The 21,607-nt window shown below is 53.9% G+C and carries 16 protein-coding genes; 10 read left to right on the forward strand and 6 right to left on the reverse strand.

Annotated elements, in window-relative coordinates; all coding sequences use genetic code 11:
• The first annotated feature begins 192 nt into the window (after positions 1-192).
• The 7 genes from ACSOSI_RS21680 to ACSOSI_RS21710 all read left to right on the forward strand — a co-directional run bounded on the left by ACSOSI_RS21680 (position 193) and on the right by ACSOSI_RS21710 (position 6,262).
• On the forward strand, positions 193-540 hold the full coding sequence (locus ACSOSI_RS21680) for a YacC family pilotin-like protein (protein ID WP_037410781.1): 348 nt from the start codon (positions 193-195) through the stop codon (positions 538-540).
• Between the two features lie 110 nt (positions 541-650).
• Positions 651-1,514, forward strand: a complete 864-nt coding sequence (speE, locus tag ACSOSI_RS21685) for a polyamine aminopropyltransferase (protein WP_012146703.1) — start codon at positions 651-653, stop codon at positions 1,512-1,514.
• 27 nt (positions 1,515-1,541) lie between these two features.
• Positions 1,542-2,336: an adenosylmethionine decarboxylase gene (gene speD / locus ACSOSI_RS21690; RefSeq protein WP_012146704.1), complete on the forward strand. Its 795-nt coding sequence runs from the start codon at positions 1,542-1,544 to the stop codon at positions 2,334-2,336.
• Positions 2,337-2,523: 187 nt separating this feature from the next.
• Positions 2,524-3,423: a GntR family transcriptional regulator YhfZ gene (yhfZ, locus tag ACSOSI_RS21695; protein ID WP_115183849.1), complete on the forward strand. Its 900-nt coding sequence runs from the start codon at positions 2,524-2,526 to the stop codon at positions 3,421-3,423.
• 15 nt (positions 3,424-3,438) lie between these two features.
• The gene (locus ACSOSI_RS21700; RefSeq protein ID WP_012146706.1) at positions 3,439-3,807 is read left to right on the forward strand and encodes a PRD domain-containing protein; all 369 of its coding nucleotides are present in this window, start codon (positions 3,439-3,441) and stop codon (positions 3,805-3,807) included.
• Between the two features lie 60 nt (positions 3,808-3,867).
• Positions 3,868-5,034, forward strand: a complete 1,167-nt coding sequence (locus ACSOSI_RS21705; RefSeq protein ID WP_476706116.1) for a YhfX family PLP-dependent enzyme — start codon at positions 3,868-3,870, stop codon at positions 5,032-5,034.
• Positions 5,027-6,262 carry a phosphopentomutase gene (locus ACSOSI_RS21710; protein WP_476706117.1) on the forward strand — a complete coding sequence of 412 codons (1,236 nt, stop codon included), beginning with the start codon at positions 5,027-5,029 and terminating at the stop codon, positions 6,260-6,262. Before ACSOSI_RS21705 ends, ACSOSI_RS21710 begins: the two co-directional genes overlap by 8 nt.
• 43 nt (positions 6,263-6,305) lie before the next feature.
• Here ACSOSI_RS21710 and yacL read toward each other — a convergent pair whose 3' ends face one another.
• From yacL to pdhR, 6 genes are all read right to left on the reverse strand, one after another.
• Positions 6,306-6,668, reverse strand: a complete 363-nt coding sequence (gene yacL / locus ACSOSI_RS21715; RefSeq protein ID WP_012146709.1) for a protein YacL — start codon at positions 6,666-6,668, stop codon at positions 6,306-6,308.
• Between the two features lie 139 nt (positions 6,669-6,807).
• Positions 6,808-9,405 (reverse strand): bifunctional aconitate hydratase 2/2-methylisocitrate dehydratase, encoded by a 2,598-nt coding sequence (gene acnB, locus ACSOSI_RS21720; protein WP_012146710.1) that lies wholly within the window; start codon positions 9,403-9,405, stop codon positions 6,808-6,810.
• A gap of 425 nt (positions 9,406-9,830) precedes the next feature.
• Complete coding sequence (lpdA, locus tag ACSOSI_RS21725; protein WP_012146711.1) at positions 9,831-11,255, reverse strand: dihydrolipoyl dehydrogenase; 1,425 nt, start codon at positions 11,253-11,255, stop codon at positions 9,831-9,833.
• 233 nt (positions 11,256-11,488) lie between these two features.
• On the reverse strand, positions 11,489-13,372 hold the full coding sequence (gene aceF / locus ACSOSI_RS21730; RefSeq protein WP_476706118.1) for a pyruvate dehydrogenase complex dihydrolipoyllysine-residue acetyltransferase: 1,884 nt from the start codon (positions 13,370-13,372) through the stop codon (positions 11,489-11,491).
• Positions 13,373-13,385: 13 nt separating this feature from the next.
• Positions 13,386-16,049 carry a pyruvate dehydrogenase (acetyl-transferring), homodimeric type gene (aceE, locus tag ACSOSI_RS21735; RefSeq protein WP_012146713.1) on the reverse strand — a complete coding sequence of 888 codons (2,664 nt, stop codon included), beginning with the start codon at positions 16,047-16,049 and terminating at the stop codon, positions 13,386-13,388.
• Positions 16,050-16,219: 170 nt separating this feature from the next.
• Positions 16,220-16,984 (reverse strand): pyruvate dehydrogenase complex transcriptional repressor PdhR, encoded by a 765-nt coding sequence (gene pdhR / locus ACSOSI_RS21740; protein WP_012146714.1) that lies wholly within the window; start codon positions 16,982-16,984, stop codon positions 16,220-16,222.
• Between the two features lie 633 nt (positions 16,985-17,617).
• Between pdhR and ACSOSI_RS21745 the strand changes: the two genes are divergently transcribed.
• From ACSOSI_RS21745 to ACSOSI_RS21755, 3 genes are all read left to right on the forward strand, one after another.
• On the forward strand, positions 17,618-19,000 hold the full coding sequence (locus tag ACSOSI_RS21745) for an amino acid permease (RefSeq protein ID WP_476706119.1): 1,383 nt from the start codon (positions 17,618-17,620) through the stop codon (positions 18,998-19,000).
• 196 nt (positions 19,001-19,196) lie between these two features.
• Complete coding sequence (locus ACSOSI_RS21750; protein WP_012146716.1) at positions 19,197-20,597, forward strand: glycoside-pentoside-hexuronide (GPH):cation symporter; 1,401 nt, start codon at positions 19,197-19,199, stop codon at positions 20,595-20,597.
• 10 nt (positions 20,598-20,607) lie between these two features.
• Positions 20,608-21,558 (forward strand): glycoside hydrolase family 43 protein, encoded by a 951-nt coding sequence (locus ACSOSI_RS21755; RefSeq protein ID WP_017893952.1) that lies wholly within the window; start codon positions 20,608-20,610, stop codon positions 21,556-21,558.
• The last annotated feature ends 49 nt before the right edge of the window (positions 21,559-21,607 follow it).

The raw sequence follows: 21,607 nt of genomic DNA on the forward strand, positions 1-21,607 counted from the left end.
TTAATGCGGCACAAGCTGCACTGCAACTTGAAAGAGTATGGGTATAGATTGATCTGTTCGCAGCCTAAACCCTCCCCTTAGCGGAAGGTCAAGCCTTTGCTGCCGGTTATGTTACCTGCCGGTAATAAAATTTGGTGCCTTTACAGGCAAGTGTGATAACGTCTGTGGACAATAAACAGGTCTATTTTCATGATGAAAAAAACAACGTTACTGGTGCTGCTGCTCACCATGCTGGGGTTCTCCAACGCCAGTCTGGCGCTGAATGAGTCTGAGGCGGAAGATCTGGCCGATCTGACGGCGGTCTTTATTTATTTGAAAAATGACTGCGGCTACAACGATTTGCCCAATGCACAAATCAAGCGCGCCATCGTTTATTTCGCTCAGCAAAACCGTTGGGATCTGACCAACTATAATAGTTTTAATATGAAGGCGCTGGGTGAAGACAGCTATCGCGATCTCAGCGGGATCGCCATCCCTACCCCCAACAAGTGCAAATCCCTGGCGCGCGACTCGCTGAGCCTGCTGGCATACGCCAACTAATCCCCCCGCCTTGCGCTACCTCTGTTTGAAATTCAGCCGTGCATCACCAGGCAGAGTTAGCTATGATGTTGCGCCAATTTTTCATGGCTGTTATTACGGAGTCCCCGCACATGACCCAGAAAGAAATTTGGTATGAAACGCTGCATGCCAACTTCGGCCAGTACTTCTCGGTAGAGAACGTGCTGTATCGTGAGAAGACCGAGCATCAGGATTTGGTGATTTTTGAAAACCCGGTTCTGGGGCGCGTGATGGCGCTCGACGGCGTGGTGCAAACCACCGAGCGCGATGAGTTCATCTATCACGAAATGATGACCCACGTACCGCTGCTGGCCCACGGCCAGGCGAAGAAAGTGCTGATCATCGGCGGTGGCGACGGCGCCATGCTGCGCGAAGTCAGCCGCCATCAGGGCGTAGAGCAGATCACCATGGTTGAGATCGACGCCGGTGTGGTCGAGTTCTGTCGCCAATATCTACCTAACCACAATGCCGGTGCTTATGACGATCCGCGCTTCAAGCTGGTGATCGACGACGGCGTCAACTTTGTTAATCAGACCGATGAAAAATTCGATGTGATTATCTCTGACTGTACCGATCCCATCGGCCCCGGCGAAAGTCTGTTCACCTCAGCATTCTACGAAGGCTGCGCGCGCTGCCTGAACGAAGGCGGCATTTTTGTTGCGCAGAACGGCGTGTGCTTCCTGCAGCAAGACGAAGCGGTCAATAGCCACACCAGGCTGAGCCAGTACTTCAAGGACGTCAGCTTCTATCAGGCGGCGATCCCGACCTATTACGGCGGTATCATGACCTTCGCCTGGGCGAGCCAGGATCCGGCGCTGCGCCAGCTTGATCTGACCACGCTGCAACATCGCTTTCATCAAAGCGGCTTAAACTGTCGTTATTACAACCCGGCAATTCACGCGGGCAGCTTTGCTCTGCCGCAGTATTTGCTCGACGCACTGAACGTTTCACGTTAAGCGAGAAGATAAAGGAGGTGAACCAAATTGCATAAGCTAAAACTGCACGGCTTCAACAACCTGACCAAGAGCCTGAGTTTTTGTATTTACGATATTTGTTACGCCAAAACTGCGGATGACCGCGCTGGCTATATCGCCTACATTGACGAGCAATACAACGCCAATCGCCTGACCGAGATCCTGAGCGAAACCTGCTCGATCATTGGCGCTAATATTCTGAACATTGCCCGCCAGGACTATGAACCTCAGGGTGCCAGCGTGACCATTCTGGTCAGCGAAGAGCCGGTGGATCCGAACGATGTCGATACCTCGGAACACCCAGGCCCGCTGTCAAAAACGGTGGTTGCCCACCTGGACAAGAGCCACATCTGCGTTCATACCTATCCGGAGAGCCATCCGGAAGGTGGTTTGTGCACTTTCCGCGCCGATATCGAAGTGTCGACCTGCGGCGTGATTTCACCGCTTAAAGCGCTGAATTACCTGATCCACCAGTTGGAATCCGACATCGTTACCATGGACTACCGCGTGCGTGGCTTTACCCGCGACGTGAACGGCGTGAAGCATTACATCGATCATGAGATCAACTCGATCCAGAACTTTATGTCTGATGATATGAAGGCGCTGTACCACATGATGGACGTGAATGTTTATCAGGAGAACATCTTCCATACCAAGATGTTGCTGAAGGATTTCGATCTGAAGCACTACCTGTTTAACGCCAAACCGGATGCGCTGAGTGCCGCCGAACGTAAAGAGATTACCGATCTGCTGTGGAAAGAGATGCAGGAAATCTATTACGGCCGCAATATTCCGCATCTGTGATAAGTAACGGGTGCGGCATGCCGCACCCTACTCTTAAATGCCTGTCTGTTTTCGCCCAAACCATAAGCCTCATTCGTCTCCCCCTCTGAGTTATGTGATCCCTCTCCCATTATCATTTTTTGCCGATTGCCTGATGGGCCGGGAAGATAGAAGATTTAAATCTTCACAAAAATGAAAATTAAAAAAGATGAGCAAGGCATTTATTAAGAAGGAAGGTCTGGCGTTAGTCAGCCTGGCACGCTACCTGTTCGGACTGGCACCGGGTGCCCGTCTGAAAACCATTGATGAGCTGTCCAGCGAACTGAATCTCTCGGTCGGCGTGGTACAACACGCCTTGAAGACCCTGGAAACCGCCTCTTGCGTTACGCTGGAGCGTCGCGGCAGGAATGGTACCCTGCTTAGCAACATGAATTATCCGGCCCTGCTGGAGCAAGCGGATATCGGCAATATTGTGTGTGCCATGCCATTGCCCTACACCCGACTGTATGAAGGACTGGCCAGCGCGCTTAAGGCCCAGTTTGAGGGTTACCCACTCTATTACGCCCATATGCGCGGTGCAGATGTCCGCATTGAATGCCTGATCGACGGCGTTTATGACATGGCGGTCGTCTCCCATCTTGCCGCAGAAAGCTACTTGCGCGATGGCAAAGTCACTGCGGCAATGATGTTGGGGGCCGGTTCTTACGTTGACGGGCATCAGTTGGTTTATCGCAAAGGCGAAAAACAGAACATCCGTCGTATTGGTCTGGACTCTCGTTCGCCCGATCAGCGTTTGCTCACGGAAGTGGTATTTGCCGGGCAGGATATTGAACGCATTAACCTGCCTTATAACGAATCTCTGACGCGGATTGAGCGGGGAGAAATAGATGCAACGGTGTGGAACGTAACCGAAGATCTCGACAGTCTGAACCTGGTCAAGGAACCCCTTAATCATTACCCGGTAAGCATTAAGGCTTCCGAAGCCGTCCTGCTGGTGCGCAATGATGACCGGGTGATCCCTCATCTGGTCAAGACGCTGGTTAACCTGCAGCGGCTATTGGCACATCAACAAGAAGTCAAAAAAGGCACCAGAGAACCCAGTTACTAACTCAGGAGCAGCAAAATGGAAACACGTCTGCAGATTTTACATGATGCCCAGGTCATCGATACTGAGGTCTATATCGGTATGCTTGAGGTCGTTAAACGGCTCGAGCAGCATTGGCAGCTTAATATCCGCCATACCCAGGGCGAAATGATGATTACCCATATGGCCAATGCCCTGACACGCGCACGCCGTGGGGAAATCATCGCGGCTATCGATCCGGAGCTATTAGATGAGATCGAAGCATCAAACGTCTTTGCCAACATCCGGGAAATCAACAGCGACCTGCTGAGTTTATTCGCATTTGCGATTCCAGATTCTGAACTCGGCTACCTACTGGCTAACGTTTTTGGCCTGTATCTCGCCCAGACAGACAGCAGCACAGTGTGAAGTTTTGATTACGCATTAAATATTCAAAAAAATGAATTAATAGCACACATCGAGGGACCTATGTTTCTAAATGCGCTGGAAAAACAAAACCCTGCCCTGATTGATGCCGCTGTTCACTTTTGGCGTAACGGCGCTATCAAGCCGGATTGCTACGTTATCGATGTCGACCTGGTATTGGAAAATGCCCGGCTATTACAGGAATGCGCGGAGAAACTGGGCCTTTCGCTGTACCTGATGAGCAAACAGTTTGGCCGCAATCCGCTGCTATGCCAGCTGCTGTTGAAGCAGGGTTATCAGGGCATTGTCGCCGTTGATTTTAAAGAGGCTCGTCAACTTTGGCAGCAGGGTTTACCGATAGCCCACATTGGCCATCTGGTGCAAACGCCCGTCAATATGATTGATGAAGCCATTGCCCAGCGTCCAGAAGTCATTACCGTTTATAGCATTGAAAAAGCACGGCAGATCTCCACTGCGGCGCTGCGCCAAAATCACCGGCAGGCGCTGCTACTGAAAGTTCAGGATAAAGGCGACGTGGTCTATCCGGGCCAGGAGGCGGGTTTCTTATTGGCAGAACTGCCGGACGTGATTAATCAAATCAGCGGGATGGCAGGCGTTGAAATTATTGGGGTCACTCACTTCCCCTGCATGCTATTCAACGAGCAACGGCAAACTACCGAGGCAACCCCCAATCTCACCACATTAGCCAGGGCAAAAAACCTGCTGGAACAGCAGGGTATTGAAGTTCGCCAAATGAATGCCGCTTCGGCAACCTGCATTGAAACCCTGCCCAAACTGGCCGCTGCCGGCGTGACCCATACCGAACCTGGCCATGCCCTGACGGGCACTCAGCCCGCGAATCAGTACGGCGGCGGCCCGGAAAAAATAGCCATGCTTTACCTTTCTGAAATTTCGCACGGCCAGGACAACATCAGTTTCTGCTATGGCGGTGGCTACTATCGCCGCGGCCACCTGCAAAACGCGCTGGTGCTCGACGGCCAATGGCAGCGCTGTCGCGTACTGCCGATAGATAGCGACAGCATCGATTATACGCTGCCATTAGCAGGACGCTGGCCTGTCAGCAGCCCGGTGATTATGTGTTTTCGCACTCAGGTTTTTGTAACACGCAGCGATGTGGCGCTGATAAGCGGTATTCAAATGGGTAACCCTCAACTGTTGGGGGTGTTTGATAGTCTCGGTAACGACCTGGCAAGGAGCCATCATGGATAAGTTTGTGGTTTTGGTCATTGATAGTTTTGGCGTGGGTGCTATGGGAGATGTTCCCGAAGTGCGCCCACAGGACATTGGCGCCAATACTTGCGGCCATATTTTGCAACGGTTGCCCAATCTGCAACTGCCGATGCTCGAAAAGCTCGGTTTGATCAATGCACTGCATATCGCCGAACCCGGCCATCGCGTCAGCGCCATGCACGAAAGCCCGACAGCGGCTTTTGGCGTCGCACTGCTGCAACACGAGGGCGGTGATACCTTCATGGGGCATCAGGAAATCATGGGTACCCTGCCACTTCCTCCGGTGCGCATGCCCTTCTCTACCCGGCTTGAAAAAGTTGAACAGGCGCTAAAGAACGAAGGTTTTAAGGTCGAACGCTATCCGGCTCACAACAGCGAATTGCGTTTACTTTGGGTCAACGACGCAGTCGCCATTGGTGACAACCTCGAAGCGGATTTAGGCCAGGTGTTTAACGTCTGTGGCAATCTCTCGGCCATCAGCTTTGAGCAGGTGGAAAAAATTGGTCGGGTGGTGCGCAGTTGTGTCGAAGTGGGCCGGGTTATCGCCTACGGCGGCTTGCTGGAAAGCAGTGAACAAATCCTGGCGGCGGTGGAAGTCAAAGATAACCGCTTTATCGGCATCAACAGCCCAAAGGCCGGGGTTTATCGGAACGGCTTCCAGGTGATCCACCTGGGCTATGGGGTCGATGCCAGCGTTCAGGTACCGCAACAATTATACCAGCAAGGCATTTTGACCGTCCTGGTAGGGAAAGTGGCCGATATTGTCGAAAACCCGCAGGGACGTAATTATCAGCAGCTGGTTGATTCGCAAACCATCCTGGATATCACCCTCGATGAATTGCAGCGCCCGGGGCCAGCGTTTATCTGCACCAATATTCAGGAAACCGATCTTGCCGGTCATGCGCAAGATGCAGAACGTTACGCCGAACGCCTGCAACTGGTCGATGCTTCACTGGCAAAACTCATCTCCGCGATGGATGGAAGCGATTGTCTGGTCGTCATGGCTGACCACGGTAACGATCCTACCGTCGGTCACAGCAAACACACGCGCGAACAGGTTCCCCTGTTAGTTTTTCGCCCAGGACAAGCGGCTTGCTCACTCGGTATTCGCACCACGCTTTCTGACGTGGGGGCAACAGTTTGTGAGTTCTTCAACGCTAAAGCTCCCTACAACGGCCGCTCATTTCTGGCCGCGCTTAACGCTTAGCGCCTAATGTACAGGGGCACTCTCACTGCCCCTGTCGGCACAATCAGTATTTCAGCATAAAAGAACGGTAGGCCTTCAGCACCTGCAGAAAATCTTCGACGCCGCAGAATGAGAGGCTTTCTTCGTCATAATAATTCATCCCCTCCTCCATCTCTTCGCCTTCAAACTCCAGCAGATTGGCACGGATCATTACTTCTTCACCGTCCATCAGCAATGTGTATTCATGGCCTTCCAACTGCCATTGACGCTCGCTGCCTTTCACTTCCGCCGCACCGGCTTCAATGCGATCCAGCAGGTTAAAATCGCCTTTGAGTTCTTCGTTGATCCAGTGGCCAATGACCTCATGCCCCATCGAAAATCTGACGATCACCTGTCCGGTCACGTCACGCAGAAATTCGTAATCCATAGCACGCCCTCCTGAGCCCTTTCTCTTAGTGTAAACATTAATTCATGACTAACTCAGTGAGCGCTCGCAAAGTTGGCAACTGAGAAAAATAAAACGGGAGGCCAAGGCCTCCCGTTAAACAGTTGCGCAATATAGCGACTTAAACAGCGGTTTGGAAGATCACGCCGTCGGCTTTTTCAGTGTACTGACCCAGTTGGTCAAAGTTCAGATAGCGGTAGGTATCCGCCGCCGTTTTATCAACCTGTGCCATGTACGTCTGGTATTCGTCCGGCGTTGGCAGGCGGCCCAGCAATGAAGCCACCGCCGCCAGTTCTGCAGACGCCAGATAGACGTTAGCGCCAGTACCCAAGCGGTTCGGGAAGTTACGGGTAGAGGTGGAAACTACCGTCGCACCATCAGCCACACGCGCCTGGTTACCCATGCACAGTGAACAACCCGGGATCTCGATGCGTGCCCCGCTCTTGCCGAATACGCTGTAGTAGCCCTCTTCGGTCAACTGAGCTGCGTCCATCTTGGTTGGCGGTGCTACCCACAGACGGGTCGGCAACTGGCCCTTGTGCTGATCCAGCAGCTTGCCGGCGGCACGGAAGTGGCCGATGTTGGTCATACAGGACCCGATGAACACTTCGTCGATCTTGCTGTTGGCCACATCTGACAGCAGACGCGCATCATCCGGATCGTTTGGCGCACACAGGATTGGCTGAGTGATCTCTGCCAGATCGATGTCGATCACCGCAGCGTATTCTGCATCCGCATCGCCTTCCAGCAGTTGCGGATCCGCCAGCCATTTCTGCATGCCTTGGATACGACGCTCCAGCGTACGGCGGTCGCCGTAACCTTCGGAGATCATCCACTTCAGCAGTACGATGTTGGAGTTCAGGTACTCTTCGATCGGTGCCTTGTCCAGTTTGATGGTGCAACCGGCAGCGGAACGCTCGGCAGAGGCGTCGGTCAGTTCGAACGCCTGCTCAACTTTCAGCTCCGGCAAACCTTCGATTTCCAGAATACGGCCGGAGAAGATGTTCTTCTTGCCCTTCTTCTCAACCGTCAGCAGACCCTGCTGGATGGCGTAGTAAGGGATAGCATGCACCAGGTCGCGCAGAGTAATGCCAGGCTGCATCTTGCCTTTGAAGCGCACCAGCACCGACTCAGGCATATCCAGCGGCATCACGCCGGTGGCGGCAGCAAAGGCGACCAGGCCTGAACCCGCCGGGAAGGAAATACCGATCGGGAAACGGGTGTGGGAGTCACCACCGGTACCCACGGTATCCGGCAGCAGCATGCGGTTCAGCCAGGAGTGGATAACGCCGTCGCCAGGTCGCAGCGATACGCCACCACGGTTCATGATAAAGTCCGGCAGCGTATGGTGAGTGGTCACATCAACCGGTTTCGGGTACGCGGCAGTGTGACAGAACGACTGCATCACCAGATCGGCAGAGAAGCCCAGGCAAGCCAGGTCTTTCAGCTCGTCACGGGTCATCGGGCCGGTGGTGTCCTGAGAACCGACGGAGGTCATCTTCGGCTCGCAGTATTCCCCCGGACGCACGCCGGCAACGCCACAGGCGCGGCCAACCATTTTCTGTGCCAGCGAGAAGCCTTTGTTGCTGGCTGCCACTTCTTTGGCAATGCGGAACACATCGCTGTGCGGCAGACCCAAAGATTCACGTGCTTTCGTGGTCAGGCCACGACCGATGATCAGCGGAATACGGCCACCGGCGCGCACTTCGTCGAGCAGCACGTCGGTCTTCAGTTCGAAGTTGGCAATCAGTTCACCGGTTTCATGGTTACGCACTTCACCCTTGTACGGGTAAATGTCGATCACGTCACCCATGTTCAGGTCATTGACGTCCACTTCAATCGGCAACGCACCGGCATCTTCCATGGTGTTGAAGAAGATAGGCGCAATTTTGCCACCCAGCACCACACCGCCACCGCGCTTGTTAGGCACGTGCGGGATGTCGTCGCCCATAAACCACAGCACCGAGTTGGTGGCGGACTTACGGGATGAACCGGTACCGACCACGTCACCGACGTAGGCCAGCGGGAAGCCTTTTTTGTTCAGCAGTTCAATCTGCTTGATCGGGCCAACGCTGCCCGGCTGATCCGGCACTATGCCTTCACGTTCGTTTTTCAGCATCGCCAGGGCGTGCAGCGGGATATCCGGGCGCGACCAGGCATCCGGTGCCGGTGACAGATCATCGGTATTGGTTTCACCGGTGACTTTAAACACGGTAACGGTGATTTTTTCCGCCAACTGCGGACGCGACAGATACCACTCGGCATCGGCCCAGGACTGCATAATCTGTTTGGCGTGTGGGTTACCCGCCTTGGCTTTCTCTTCCACGTCGTAGAAGTTATCAAACATCAGCAGCGTATGAGACAGCGCTTTGGCGGCAATTGCAGCCAACTTTTCGTTATCCAGCGCGTCAATCAGCGGATGAATGTTATAGCCGCCCTGCATGGTGCCCAACAGTTCAATGGCTTTCTCAGGGGTAATCAGGGGGGAGGTTGCTTCGCCTTTGGCGATGGCCGCCAGGAAACCTGCTTTAACATAGGCGGCTTCGTCGACGCCTGGGGGTACACGGTTAATCAGCAGATCTAACAGGAATTCTTCTTCGCCTTTTGGCGGATTCTTTAATGATTCAACCAGCGCTGCCATTTGGGTGGCGTCTAACGGCTTAGGGACGATGCCCTCTGCAGCACGCTCGGCTACGTGCTTACGGTATTCTTCTAGCACGACATTCTCCTCGCTCTCATTGTCATTTATTGTGCCTGGCGTTCTCTATTCAAACCGGGTTTAGCGCACGGTATTGATGCCATTGATCCTGACGGGGCACTGCTGTCGATGTCCTGGACTGTAAGTTACAGTGCCCGGTTCCGCTCAGCCAGCATATCAGGATTTGAATTGGTTGTTAATTCGTTCACATAAAAGCAACATTAAATCTTTGCTGAATCGTTGAGTACAGTGTAATCGGCTGCGGTACAGGCTAGCCGCGGCTGCAGGTTGGGTCCGTCTACAACAAAATTAAGCCTGACGAGCACAACACAATACCCATTCACTTACAATGGCTATTGGTCGCGAATAGTAAAATTTGAGAGCGGAAGGCACAAAAAAACGGCCCCTTTTCAGGAGCCGCTTATCAACCTTTCAAACCAGCAGAATTACTTCTTCTTGGCTTTCGGGTTAGGCAAGTCGGTGATGCTGCCTTCGTAGATCTCAGCCGCCAAACCTACGGATTCGTGCAGGGTTGGGTGAGCATGGATAGTCAGCGCGATGTCTTCTGCGTCGCAACCCATCTCGATAGCCAGACCGATCTCACCCAGCAGCTCGCCGCCGTTGGTGCCGACAATCGCGCCACCGATAATACGGTGAGTTTCTTTGTCGAAGATCAGTTTGGTCATGCCGTCTGCACAATCGGAAGCGATAGCACGGCCAGAAGCTGCCCACGGGAAGGTGGAAGTTTCGTAGCTGATGCCTTTCTCTTTCGCTTCTTTCTCGGTCAGACCCACCCACGCAACTTCCGGCTCGGTGTACGCGATCGATGGGATCACTTTCGGGTCGAAGTAGTGCTTCATGCCGGCGATAACTTCTGCGGCAACGTGGCCTTCATGCACGCCTTTGTGCGCCAGCATCGGTTGACCGACGATGTCGCCGATAGCGAAGATGTGCGGCACGTTGGTGCGCAGTTGTTTGTCGACGTTGATGAAGCCACGCTCGTCAACTTCAACACCGGCTTTACCCGCTTCCAGCAGTTTGCCGTTCGGCACACGGCCGATAGCCACCAGCACCGCGTCGTAACGCTGTGGTTCTGCAGGCGCTTTTTTGCCTTCCATAGTGACATAGATGCCGTCTTCTTTGGCTTCTACCGCGGTCACTTTGGTTTCCAGCATCAGGTTGAACTGCTTGCTGATGCGTTTGGTGAAGACTTTCACCACGTCTTTGTCAGCAGCCGGGATCACCTGGTCAAACATTTCGACCACGTCGATCTGTGAACCCAGCGCATGGTATACGGTGCCCATTTCCAGGCCGATGATGCCGCCGCCCATAACCAGCAGACGCTCTGGGACAGTTTTCAGTTCCAGTGCATCGGTAGAGTCCCACACGCGTGGATCTTCATGAGGAATGAATGGCAGTTGGATCGGACGGGAACCTGCGGCAATGATGGCATTGTCGAAGTTGATGGTGGTTGGGCCATTTTCGCCTTCAACAACCAGGGTGTTAGCGCCGGTGAACTTGCCCAGGCCGTTAACCACTTTCACTTTACGGCCTTTAGCCATACCAGCCAGACCGCCGGTCAGCTGATTGATGACTTTTTCTTTCCAGACGCGCACTTTGTCGATGTCAGTTTTCGGCTCGCCGAAAACGATGCCGTGTTCGGCCAGGGCTTTGGCTTCTTCGATCACTTTGGCAACGTGCAACAGGGCTTTGGAAGGGATACATCCCACGTTCAGGCAAACCCCGCCCAGAGTGGAATAACGTTCAACCAGAACGGTTTCAAGACCTAAGTCAGCGCAACGAAAGGCAGCAGAGTAACCTGCCGGGCCCGCCCCAAGTACCACGACCTGAGTTTTAATTTCAGTACTCATCATGACCTCTTAATTGATTGTCCGGCGGGTCAGACGTCATTTTTATAGCTAATCGATCTCATAACGCCCTTCATCCACCGGGACGCTTACACCGCCAGCAGTTTACAGAATTGTTAATAATCTGCAAAGCGTGTTCGAGTGACCCGTGTCTCAACAATTTTGTCGAGTCGTGCAAAAACCGACAAAACTGCTACTGAAGTGGTAAGGGCGCAGCATGCTGCGCCCTTTTTTCATTACATCACCATACGGCGGATGTCAGCCAGCATGTTGTTGATGATGGTAATAAAGCGCGCACCATCTGCACCGTCAATAACACGGTGGTCGAAGGAGAGCGACATTGGCATCATCAGGCGCGGCACGAACTCTTTACCGTTCCAGACCGGCTCCATAGCAGACTTGGAGACGCCCAGAATGGCCACTTCCGGTGCATTCACAATCGGTGCGAAGTGAGTCGTCCCGATACCGCCCAGGCTAGAGATGGTGAAACACCCGCCCTGCATTTCGCCTGCGGTCAGCTTGCCGTCACGAGCTTTTTTGGAGATAGCCATCAGTTCGCGGGACAGTTCAGTGATGCTCTTCTTGTTCACATCCTTGAACACCGGAACCACCAGACCGTTTGGCGTATCAACCGCCACACCCACGTTGATGTATTTCTTCAACGTCAGCTTCTGGCCATCTTCGGACAGAGAGCTGTTGAAGCGCGGCATCTGCTCCAGAGCAGCAGCAACGGCTTTCATGATGAACACCACCGGGGTGAACTTCACGTCCAGCTTACGCTTGGCAGCTTCTTCGTTCTGTTGCTTGCGGAAAGCTTCCAGATCGGTGATATCGGTTTTGTCGAAGTGAGTCACATGCGGGATCATCACCCAGTTACGGCTCAGGTTGGCACCAGAGATTTTCTGGATACGACCCAGTTCCACTTCTTCGATCTCACCGAACTTGCTGAAGTCCACTTTCGGCCAAGGCAGCATGCCTGGCAGACCGCCACCGGCAGCAGCAGCCGGAGCCGCTTCTGCACGTTTGACCGCGTCTTTCACGTAAGTCTGAACGTCTTCGCGCAGGATGCGGCCTTTACGACCGGTGCCTTTCACTTTCGCCAGGTTTACGCCGAACTCACGCGCCAGACGGCGGATGACCGGGGTAGCGTGCACATAAGCGTCGTTCTCAGCGAACTCGCCTTTGGCAGCAGGTGCAGCCTGTTGGGCCGGTGCAGAACTTGCAGCCGGAGCCGGTGCAGCTTCTGCCTTCTGGGCTGGAGCGGCAGCAGGCGCAGCGCCTTCAACTTCGAACACCATAATCAGGGAACCGGTTTTCACTTTATCGCCGGCGCTGATTTTAATTTCTTTCACGGTACCTGCGAACGGTGCCGGCACTTCCATAGAAGCCTTGTCACCTTCAACGGTGATCAGTGACTGCTCAGCGGCAACTTTGTCGCCCACTTTAACCATCACTTCAGTGACTTCTACTTCGTCGCCGCCGATGTCCGGTACTGCAACGTCTTTGGCCGCAGAAGCCGCCGGTGCTGCAGGAGCAGCCGGAGCTTGTGCCGCAGCCGGAGCGGCAGCAGAAGCGGCGCCAGCCACTTCGAACACCATGATCATAGAACCGGTGGTGACTTTGTCGCCGGTGGCGATTTTGATCTCTTTCACGGTACCTGCGAACGGTGCCGGAACTTCCATTGAAGCCTTGTCGCCTTCAACGGTGATCAGGGACTGCTCGGCTTCCACCTTGTCGCCCACTTTCACCAGGATCTCGGTCACTTCAACTTCGTCAGCACCGATGTCCGGTACCGCAACGTCTTTGGCAGCAGCGGCAGCCGGTGCAGCAGCAGGTGCTGCGGCCGGTTTCTCTTCAGCCTTGGCAGCTGGTGCGGCCTGAGCCGCCCCTTCTGCTTCAAAGATCATCAGCAGTTTGCCGGTTTCGGTTTTATCACCGACGGCAACCTTGATTTCTTTAACCACACCCGCCTGCGGGGATGGGACTTCCATGGAAGCTTTATCACCTTCAACGGTGATCAGCGATTGTTCTGCTTCAACTTTATCGCCCACTTTCACCAGAATTTCGGTGATTTCCACTTCGTCTGCACCGATGTCCGGTACTTTAATTTCGATAGACATTCTTCTGTACCTCTTATGCCAGACGCGGGTTAACTTTTTCTGGGTTGATGTCGAATTTCTTAATCGCATCAGCTACCACAGAAGCTTCGATTTCACCGCGTTTAGCCAGTTCACCCAGTGCAGCAACCACAACGTAAGAAGCATCAACTTCAAAGTGGTGGCGCAGGTTTTCGCGGCTGTCTGAACGACCGAAGCCGTCAGTGCCCAGAACGCGATAGTCGCTGGCTGGAACGTAAGTACGAACCTGTTCTGCGAACAGCTTCATGTAGTCGGTAGACGCAACCGCCGGCGCTTCGTTCATCACCTGAGCGATGTAAGGTACGCGCGGAGTTTCGGTTGGGTGCAGCATGTTCCAACGCTCACAATCCTGGCCATCACGCGCCAGTTCAGTGAAGGAAGTCACGCTGTAGATGTCAGAACCCACGCCGTAATCGTCAGCCAGGATCTTCGCCGCTTCACGAACGTGACGCAGGATAGAACCTGAACCCAGCAACTGAACCTTGCCTTTGCTGCCTGCCAGAGTGTCCAGCTTGTAGATACCTTTACGGATACCTTCTTCTGCACCCTGCGGCATAGCCGGCATGTGGTAGTTTTCGTTCAGCGTGGTGATGTAGTAGTAGACGTTTTCTTGCGCGTCACCGTACATGCGAACCAGACCGTCGTGCATGATCACTGCCACTTCGTACGCGTAAGCTGGATCGTAAGAGATACAGTTAGGAATAGTCAGGGACTGGATGTGGCTGTGGCCGTCTTCGTGCTGCAGACCTTCACCGTTCAGGGTGGTACGGCCTGAAGTACCGCCTACCAGGAAGCCGCGCGCCTGTTGGTCGCCTGCTGCCCAGCACAGGTCACCGATACGCTGGAAACCGAACATCGAATAGTAGATGTAGAACGGGATCATTGGCAGATCGTTGGTGCTGTAGGAAGTCGCTGCGGCCAACCATGAAGAGGCTGCACCCAGTTCGTTGATACCTTCCTGCAGGATCTGGCCTTTCTCGTCTTCTTTGTAGTAAGCAACCTGCTCACGGTCCTGAGGAGTGTACTGCTGGCCGTTCGGGCTGTAGATACCGATCTGACGGAACAGACCTTCCATGCCGAAGGTACGAGCTTCGTCGGCAATGATTGGAACCAGGCGATCTTTGATCGACTTGTTCTTCAACATCACGTTCAGGGCACGCACGAAGGCGATGGTGGTAGAAATTTCTTTGTTCTGCTCTTCCAGCAAGGAGCTGAAGTCTGCCAGAGCCGGCATTTCCAGCTTCTCGGTGAACTTCGGCATACGGGTAGGCACATAGCCTGCCAGCGCCTGACGACGTTCGTGCAGATATTTGTACTCTTCGGAATCTTTCTCGAAGGTGACGTACGGCAGTTTTTCGATGTCAGCATCGGCAACCGGCACGTTGAAACGATCGCGGAAGTGGTGAACCCCTTCCATGTTCATTTTCTTCACCTGGTGAGCAATGTTTTTACCTTCCGCGGTTTCACCCATGCCGTAACCTTTGATGGTATGGGCCAGGATAACGGTTGGTTTGCCTTGGGTGTCCTGCGCTTTTTTCAGTGCAGCAAAGACTTTCTTCGGATCGTGACCGCCACGGTTCAGCGCCCAGATCTCTTCGTCGGTCATATCTTTGACCAGCGCAGCAGTTTCCGGGAAGCGACCGAAGAAGTGCTCACGTACGTAAGCGCCGTCTTTGGATTTGAAGGTCTGATAGTCGCCGTCCAGGGTTTCGTTCATCAGTTGGATCAGCTTGCCGCTGGTATCTTTACGCAGCAGTTCATCCCAACGACCACCCCAGATCACTTTCAGTACCTGCCAGCCTGCGCCCGCGAAGATGCCTTCCAGCTCATTGATGATCTTGCCGTTACCGGTGACCGGGCCGTCCAGACGCTGCAGGTTGCAGTTGATGACGAATACCAGGTTGTCCAGCTTCTCACGGGTAGCGATGGTGATCGCGCCCTTGGATTCCGGCTCATCCATCTCGCCGTCGCCCAGGAAGGCGTAAACGGTTTGAGCAGAGGTGTTCTTCAGGCCACGGTGTTCCAGATATTTCAGGAACTTCGCTTGATAGATGGCGCTGATTGGGCCCAGGCCCATGGAAACGGTCGGGAACTGCCAGAATTCCGGCATCAATTTAGGATGCGGGTAAGATGACAGGCCTTTGCCGTGAACTTCCTGACGGAAGTTATTCATTTGGTCTTCGGTCAAGCGGCCTTCAAGGAAGGCACGTGCGTAAACGCCCGGAGAGATGTGGCCCTGGAAGTAAACCAGATCGCCGCCATCTTGTTCGGTGCGTGCACGGAAGAAGTGGTTGAAGCAGACTTCATAGAAGGTCGCAGAAGATTGGAAGGAAGCCATGTGGCCGCCCAGATCCAGATCTTTTTTGGAAGCACGAAGAACGGTCATTACCGCATTCCAGCGAATAGCGCTGCGGATACGACGCTCAAGATCCAGGTTACCAGGGTAAGCAGGTTCGTCTTCCACCGCGATGGTGTTGACGTAGTTGTGAGCCGCAGCACCGGCTGCAACGCTAACACCGCCTTTACGGGCTTCACCCAGAACCTGATCAATCAGAAACTGAGCTCGCTCAACACCCTCTTCACGGATGACCGATTCGATCGCCTGCAGCCAGTCGCGGGTTTCGATCGGATCCACGTCATTGTTTAAACGTTCTGACATGGTGGTATTCCTTATCTGTCTAATGGTTTGTTTTGGAGCCTGTCTTCCTGTGTTCTGAGGCAAAACACACGAAGACAGGCCCATCAGTTTAGTTGCCGCTTACTTAAATGCTTAATTAAGCACTTCGAACGTAAACCCCGCAGGCTGGTGTGCCCTGAAGAGAACCGCTCTTAATCCTTGCGTTGCTGGAGACGCCGCAGCGATCTCTCGCGTCGGGTATGCTCCCGACTGAGATCCAGCAAAATTTCCTCGATAAACGCCAAATGGCGGTGCGAGGCTTCACGAGCTTTTTCTGGCTCGCGTGCCACAATCGCCTCAAAAATTCCGGCGCGGTGGCTGCTCACTTTTGCCAACATCTCACGGCGCGAGTAGAGCAATTCAAAGTTCTGACGCACGTTCTGTTCCAGCATCGGCCCCATACAGCGCAGCAGGTGCAGTAACACAACGTTGTGGGCAGCTTCGGTCACGGCGATTTGGTATTGCATGACCGCGTCGGCTTCGGCGTCGAGATCGCCGCTGTCCTGGGCCTGCTGAATCAGCATATGGCAATCGCGGATGCGTGCCAGATCTTCGTCGGTACCGCGCAACGCCGCGTAATAGGCAGCAATGCCTTCGAGGGCATGACGGGTTTCCAACAGATCGAATTGTGATTCAGGATGGTCGGCCAGCAGTTCAGCCAGCGGATCGCTAAAGCTCTGCCACAGATTAGTTTGTACAAAGGTGCCACCGCCCTGACGGCGCAGGAGCAACCCTTTGGCTTCCAGGCGCTGGATAGCCTCTCTCAGAGAAGGACGGGAAACATCAAATTGTTTCGCCAGTTCACGCTCCGGTGGCAGTTTTTCGCCTGGACGCAGTGTTCCCTCGAGGATCAGGTGTTCGAGCTGCTGCTCGATGACGTCTGACAACTTGGGTTGGCGGATTTTGCTGTAGGCCATGGGTGATTTCTTCTCTGCGAATGGCGCGGAGTCAATTGGTAATACCAATTTCAAAAACGTGACGGTAAAGTAACAAAGTATTCACCTCCTGTCCATATGGGCCTTGATCGAAATCAGGTTACCCGCACATTTTAACACCTCAATACCAGACCTGCTGCAAACCGCTAACGCGCGCTTGGTAATACCATTTACGAGGTAGGTTTTTGATTTAACTTTTGCGAAACCTGCCGTCAGGCAGACTGAAGTCTCTAAAGTAGAATTCTATTGCATGTTTATTAAGCTTTGACGAATACCTATTTACATCGCAAAAGGTGCGTTCAGCCGGTTGATATTTCGCCACCGACAAACCGCCAGAGCTAAATTATTTTTGCGCATTATGTGAGTTAATGCTTATTTCATGCATTGAATCCCCCCTGTCGTCACACAACCCGCATTTTGTTTCCTAAACTGCTGAAATCTTAATCACTCACTACATAAAGCAGGTGCAAACTGGCGCGCATAACATTATTCTTTGCCAAACGGTAGCGGCTCCGTGGAATTAATAGATATAACGCCGTAAATAAAACAAAACACACATCGTAACCACTGCTTTACAGCATGTGAGTAATTCTGCAACGACAGAGGGTTTGATTGATGGATGGTCAACAGCATGATGGCGACCAGCTGAAACGCGGCCTTAAAAACCGCCATATTCAGCTTATTGCACTAGGGGGCGCTATTGGTACCGGGCTATTTCTCGGTATCGCGCAAACAATAAAGATGGCCGGCCCTTCGGTCATTCTCGGTTATGCCATTGGCGGCTTTATCGCATTTCTGATCATGCGCCAACTGGGTGAAATGGTGGTCGAAGAGCCGGTGGCCGGTTCCTTTAGCCACTTCGCCTATAAATACTGGGGCAACTTCGCCGGCTTCGCTTCCGGCTGGAACTACTGGGTGCTGTACGTCCTGGTTGCCATGGCGGAACTGACCGCGGTGGGGATCTATGTGCAGTACTGGTGGCCGGAGATCCCGACCTGGGTGTCGGCAGCCGTATTTTTCCTGGCGATTAATGCCATCAACCTGGCAAACGTGAAGGTGTATGGCGAGATGGAATTCTGGTTCGCCATCATCAAGGTCGTGGCGATTATCGGCATGATCGTGTTCGGTGCCTACCTGCTGTTCAGCGGCATGGGCGGGCCGGAAGCCACAGTGACCAATCTGTGGGCGCAGGGCGGGTTCTTCCCGAACGGCGTCATGGGGGTGGTGATGGCGATGGCGGTGATCATGTTCTCGTTCGGTGGGCTGGAGTTGGTGGGCATCACCGCGGCAGAAGCCGACAACCCGCAGAAAAGCATTCCCAAAGCGACCAACCAGGTTATCTACCGCATCCTGCTGTTCTATATCGGTTCACTGACCATTCTGTTGTCGCTGTACCCGTGGGGTAAAGTGGTTGAAGGCGGTAGCCCGTTCGTACTGATCTTCCACGCGCTGAACAGCAACCTGGTAGCAACGGTGCTGAACGTGGTGGTGTTGACCGCCGCGCTGTCGGTATACAACAGCTGCGTCTACTGCAACAGCCGCATGCTGTACGGCCTGGCAAAACAGGGCAACGGGCCGAAAAGCCTGCTGAAAGTCGACGGTCGCGGCGTCCCTGTCATTGCGATTGCCGTTTCCGCCACCGCCACGGCGTTCTGCGTACTGATTAACTACCTGATCCCCGGCCGTGCCTTCGAACTGCTGATGGCGTTGGTGGTGTCGGCACTGGTGATCAACTGGGCGATGATCAGCCTGGCGCACCTGAAGTTCCGCGCAGCCAAGAACCGCGAAGGTGTTGAACCGAAGTTCAAAGCCTTCTGGTACCCGTTCAGCAACTATCTGTGCCTGGTGTTTATGGCCGCTATCCTGGTGATCATGTACCTGACGCCGGGGATCCAAATCTCGGTGTTGCTGATCCCGGTTTGGGTCGCCATTTTAGGCATCGGCTATGCCATTAAACAGCGTAGCCAGCGTGCCGTGAGCGCTACAGGCCGCGGGTAACCAAGCCAAAAAACAAGGCCTGCAGTGCAAACTGTGGGCCTTTTTATTGCCGCTCTATTTTGCAAGCTGGCTCACAGTTTCCCCGCCACGGTGGATTTGTCCATCTCTACAACCATTCACTTCTGATAACTCGCCGCCAACCGGGACAATAATCGTTGCCACTCAGTTAGACTTTGCAGGTGCGGAGAAAATGTCCATGAAGAGCAACGCCCTATCAATAAAAGAAAAGATTGGCTACGGCATGGGAGATGCCGGCTGCAACATGATCGGCGGAGCGATTATGCTGTTTCTCAACTATTTCTATACCGATATCTACGGTCTGACTCCCGCACTGGTCGGCGTGCTGCTGCTGTCAGTCCGCGTGCTGGATGCCATCACCGATCCGATCATGGGCGCAATAGCCGATCGCACCCAAAGCCGTTGGGGTCGCTTTCGCCCCTGGTTGCTGTGGATCTCCCTGCCATATGTATTATTCAGCGTGTTGATGTTTACGACGCCGGAATGGAGCTACAACAGCAAAGTGGTCTACGCCTTCGCCACTTACTTCTTGATGTCGCTGACCTACACGGCGATCAATATCCCCTACTGTTCGCTGGGCGGCGTGATCACCGCCGATCCGCACGAACGGGTCTCCTGTCAGTCCTACCGTTTTATCCTGGTCGGTATCGCTACCCTGATCCTGTCCCTGACGCTGCTGCCAATGGCTGAATGGTTTGGCGGCGCAAACAAGGCGCGTGGCTATCAGATGGCAATGGGTGTACTGGCACTGATTGCCCTGTTCATGTTTCTGTTCTGCTTTGCCACGGTCAAAGAACGTATTCGTCCGGCAGTGCCAACCCATGACGCCCTTAAATCCGATCTGAGAGACGTGTGGAAAAACGATCAGTGGGTGCGCATTCTGCTGCTGACGTTTTGCAACGTCTGCCCCGGTTTTATCCGCATGGCCGCCACCATGTATTACGTCACCTACGTCATGCAACAATCAACCTCCTTTGCCAGTCTGTTTATCGCGCTGGGCGTCGTTGGCATGATGGTTGGCAGCGCATTGGCCAAGCCCCTGACCGATCGCTTCTGCAAACTGAAAGTGTTCTTCTGGACCAATATTTTGCTGGCGGCGTTTTCGTGCGGCTTCTATTTCCTCAACCCTCAGTTCACTTCGCTGATCGTCGCCGCCTATTTCCTGCTGAATATCCTGCATCAGATCCCTTCGCCGTTGCACTGGTCGTTAATGGCCGACGTGGACGATTACGGCGAATGGAAAACCGGCAAGCGCATCACCGGCATCAGTTTTTCCGGCAATCTGTTCTTCCTTAAGGTCGGGCTGGCGGTGGCCGGCGCCATGGTGGGCTTCCTGATGTCGCTGTCCGGCTATCAGGCCGATGCGGTCAGCCAAAGCGCTGGCGCACTTAACAGCATCGTGCTGTTGTTCACCGTGATCCCCGGTATCGGATATCTGATCACTGCCGGCGTGGTACGCCTGCTGAAGGTTGATCGCCAACTGATGCGTCAAATTCAGATCGACCTGGAAAAGCGACGCATTAATTACCGCGAGCTAACCGACTACTCTGAGCAGCAACTAAAAACCCGAACCCCGTAAGGAGCCTGCGATGCGCGACTACCCTAATCCCTTGATTGAACAGCGGGCGGATCCCTTTGTTTTGCGCCACAGCGATGGCTATTACTACTTCACCGCCTCGGTACCGGAATATGACCGGTTAGAACTTCGGCGCGCGCGTAGCCTCAGCGAACTGGCGCAAGCCAGCCCGACGGTGGTATGGCGAAAACCACAGCAGGGGCCGATGAGCCATTTAATCTGGGCGCCGGAACTGCACTTTATTAACGGCAAATGGTATTTATACTTCGCCGCAGCCCATAGCCCGGAGATTGCCAATGGCCTGTTCCAGCACCGAATGTTTGCTCTGGAATGCAGCGCTGCCAACCCGCTGACCGGAGAGTGGGAGGAAAAAGGCCGAATTTATACCCATATCGACAGTTTCTCCCTCGACGCCACCCACTTCGAACATCGTGGCAAACACTATTATCTTTGGGCGCAGAAGGATCCGGCGATCCACGGCAACTCCAACCTGTATTTGGCCGAAATGGAAGATCCCTGGACGCTGAAGGGCCGGCCGGTGATGCTCAGCCAACCTGAACTCCCTTGGGAAACCGTCGGGTTCTCGGTCAATGAAGGACCGGCGGTGATCGCCCATGGCCAAAGAATATTTATCAGCTACTCCGCCAGCGCGACCGACGAGAATTATTGCCTCGGTCTGTTATGGGCCGACATCGACAGCGACATCACCGATGCCGCCCAATGGCATAAGCTCGAACAGCCCGTGTTTCGCACCAGCGTAAAAAACCGCCAGTTCGGCCCCGGGCACAACAGCTTTACCCTGGATGAACAGGGGCGAGATATCTTGGTTTACCATGCGCGTAATTACACGGAAATCGAAGGGGATCCGCTCTATGACCCAAATCGTCATACACGGATTAAACCGCTGGAATGGGATGAGGAAGGAATGCCGGTATTGGGTGAACCCCCGGCAGATAATCGTTAATAAAAAATGGCTCGATATGCCGAGCCATTTCAGACTACTGACAAAGCCC

Source organism: Serratia sp. AR11 (genome assembly GCF_056376275.1).

Bases quoted from the DNA above. Each gene is read 5' to 3' on its own strand.
- yhfZ (WP_115183849.1), top strand. From the start codon at position 2,524: ATGAGCAAGGCATTTATTAAGAAGGAAGGTCTGGCGTTAGTCAGCCTG.
- ACSOSI_RS21745 (WP_476706119.1), top strand. From the start codon at position 17,618: ATGGATGGTCAACAGCATGATGGCGACCAGCTGAAACGCGGCCTTAAA.
- pdhR (WP_012146714.1), bottom strand. From the start codon at position 16,984: ATGGCCTACAGCAAAATCCGCCAACCCAAGTTGTCAGACGTCATCGAG.
- aceF (WP_476706118.1), bottom strand. From the start codon at position 13,372: ATGTCTATCGAAATTAAAGTACCGGACATCGGTGCAGACGAAGTGGAA.
- speE (WP_012146703.1), top strand. From the start codon at position 651: ATGACCCAGAAAGAAATTTGGTATGAAACGCTGCATGCCAACTTCGGC.
- lpdA (WP_012146711.1), bottom strand. From the start codon at position 11,255: ATGAGTACTGAAATTAAAACTCAGGTCGTGGTACTTGGGGCGGGCCCG.
- ACSOSI_RS21680 (WP_037410781.1), top strand. From the start codon at position 193: ATGAAAAAAACAACGTTACTGGTGCTGCTGCTCACCATGCTGGGGTTC.
- ACSOSI_RS21700 (WP_012146706.1), top strand. From the start codon at position 3,439: ATGGAAACACGTCTGCAGATTTTACATGATGCCCAGGTCATCGATACT.
- ACSOSI_RS21755 (WP_017893952.1), top strand. From the start codon at position 20,608: ATGCGCGACTACCCTAATCCCTTGATTGAACAGCGGGCGGATCCCTTT.
- ACSOSI_RS21705 (WP_476706116.1), top strand. From the start codon at position 3,868: ATGTTTCTAAATGCGCTGGAAAAACAAAACCCTGCCCTGATTGATGCC.
- ACSOSI_RS21710 (WP_476706117.1), top strand. From the start codon at position 5,027: ATGGATAAGTTTGTGGTTTTGGTCATTGATAGTTTTGGCGTGGGTGCT.
- yacL (WP_012146709.1), bottom strand. From the start codon at position 6,668: ATGGATTACGAATTTCTGCGTGACGTGACCGGACAGGTGATCGTCAGA.
- aceE (WP_012146713.1), bottom strand. From the start codon at position 16,049: ATGTCAGAACGTTTAAACAATGACGTGGATCCGATCGAAACCCGCGAC.
- ACSOSI_RS21750 (WP_012146716.1), top strand. From the start codon at position 19,197: ATGAAGAGCAACGCCCTATCAATAAAAGAAAAGATTGGCTACGGCATG.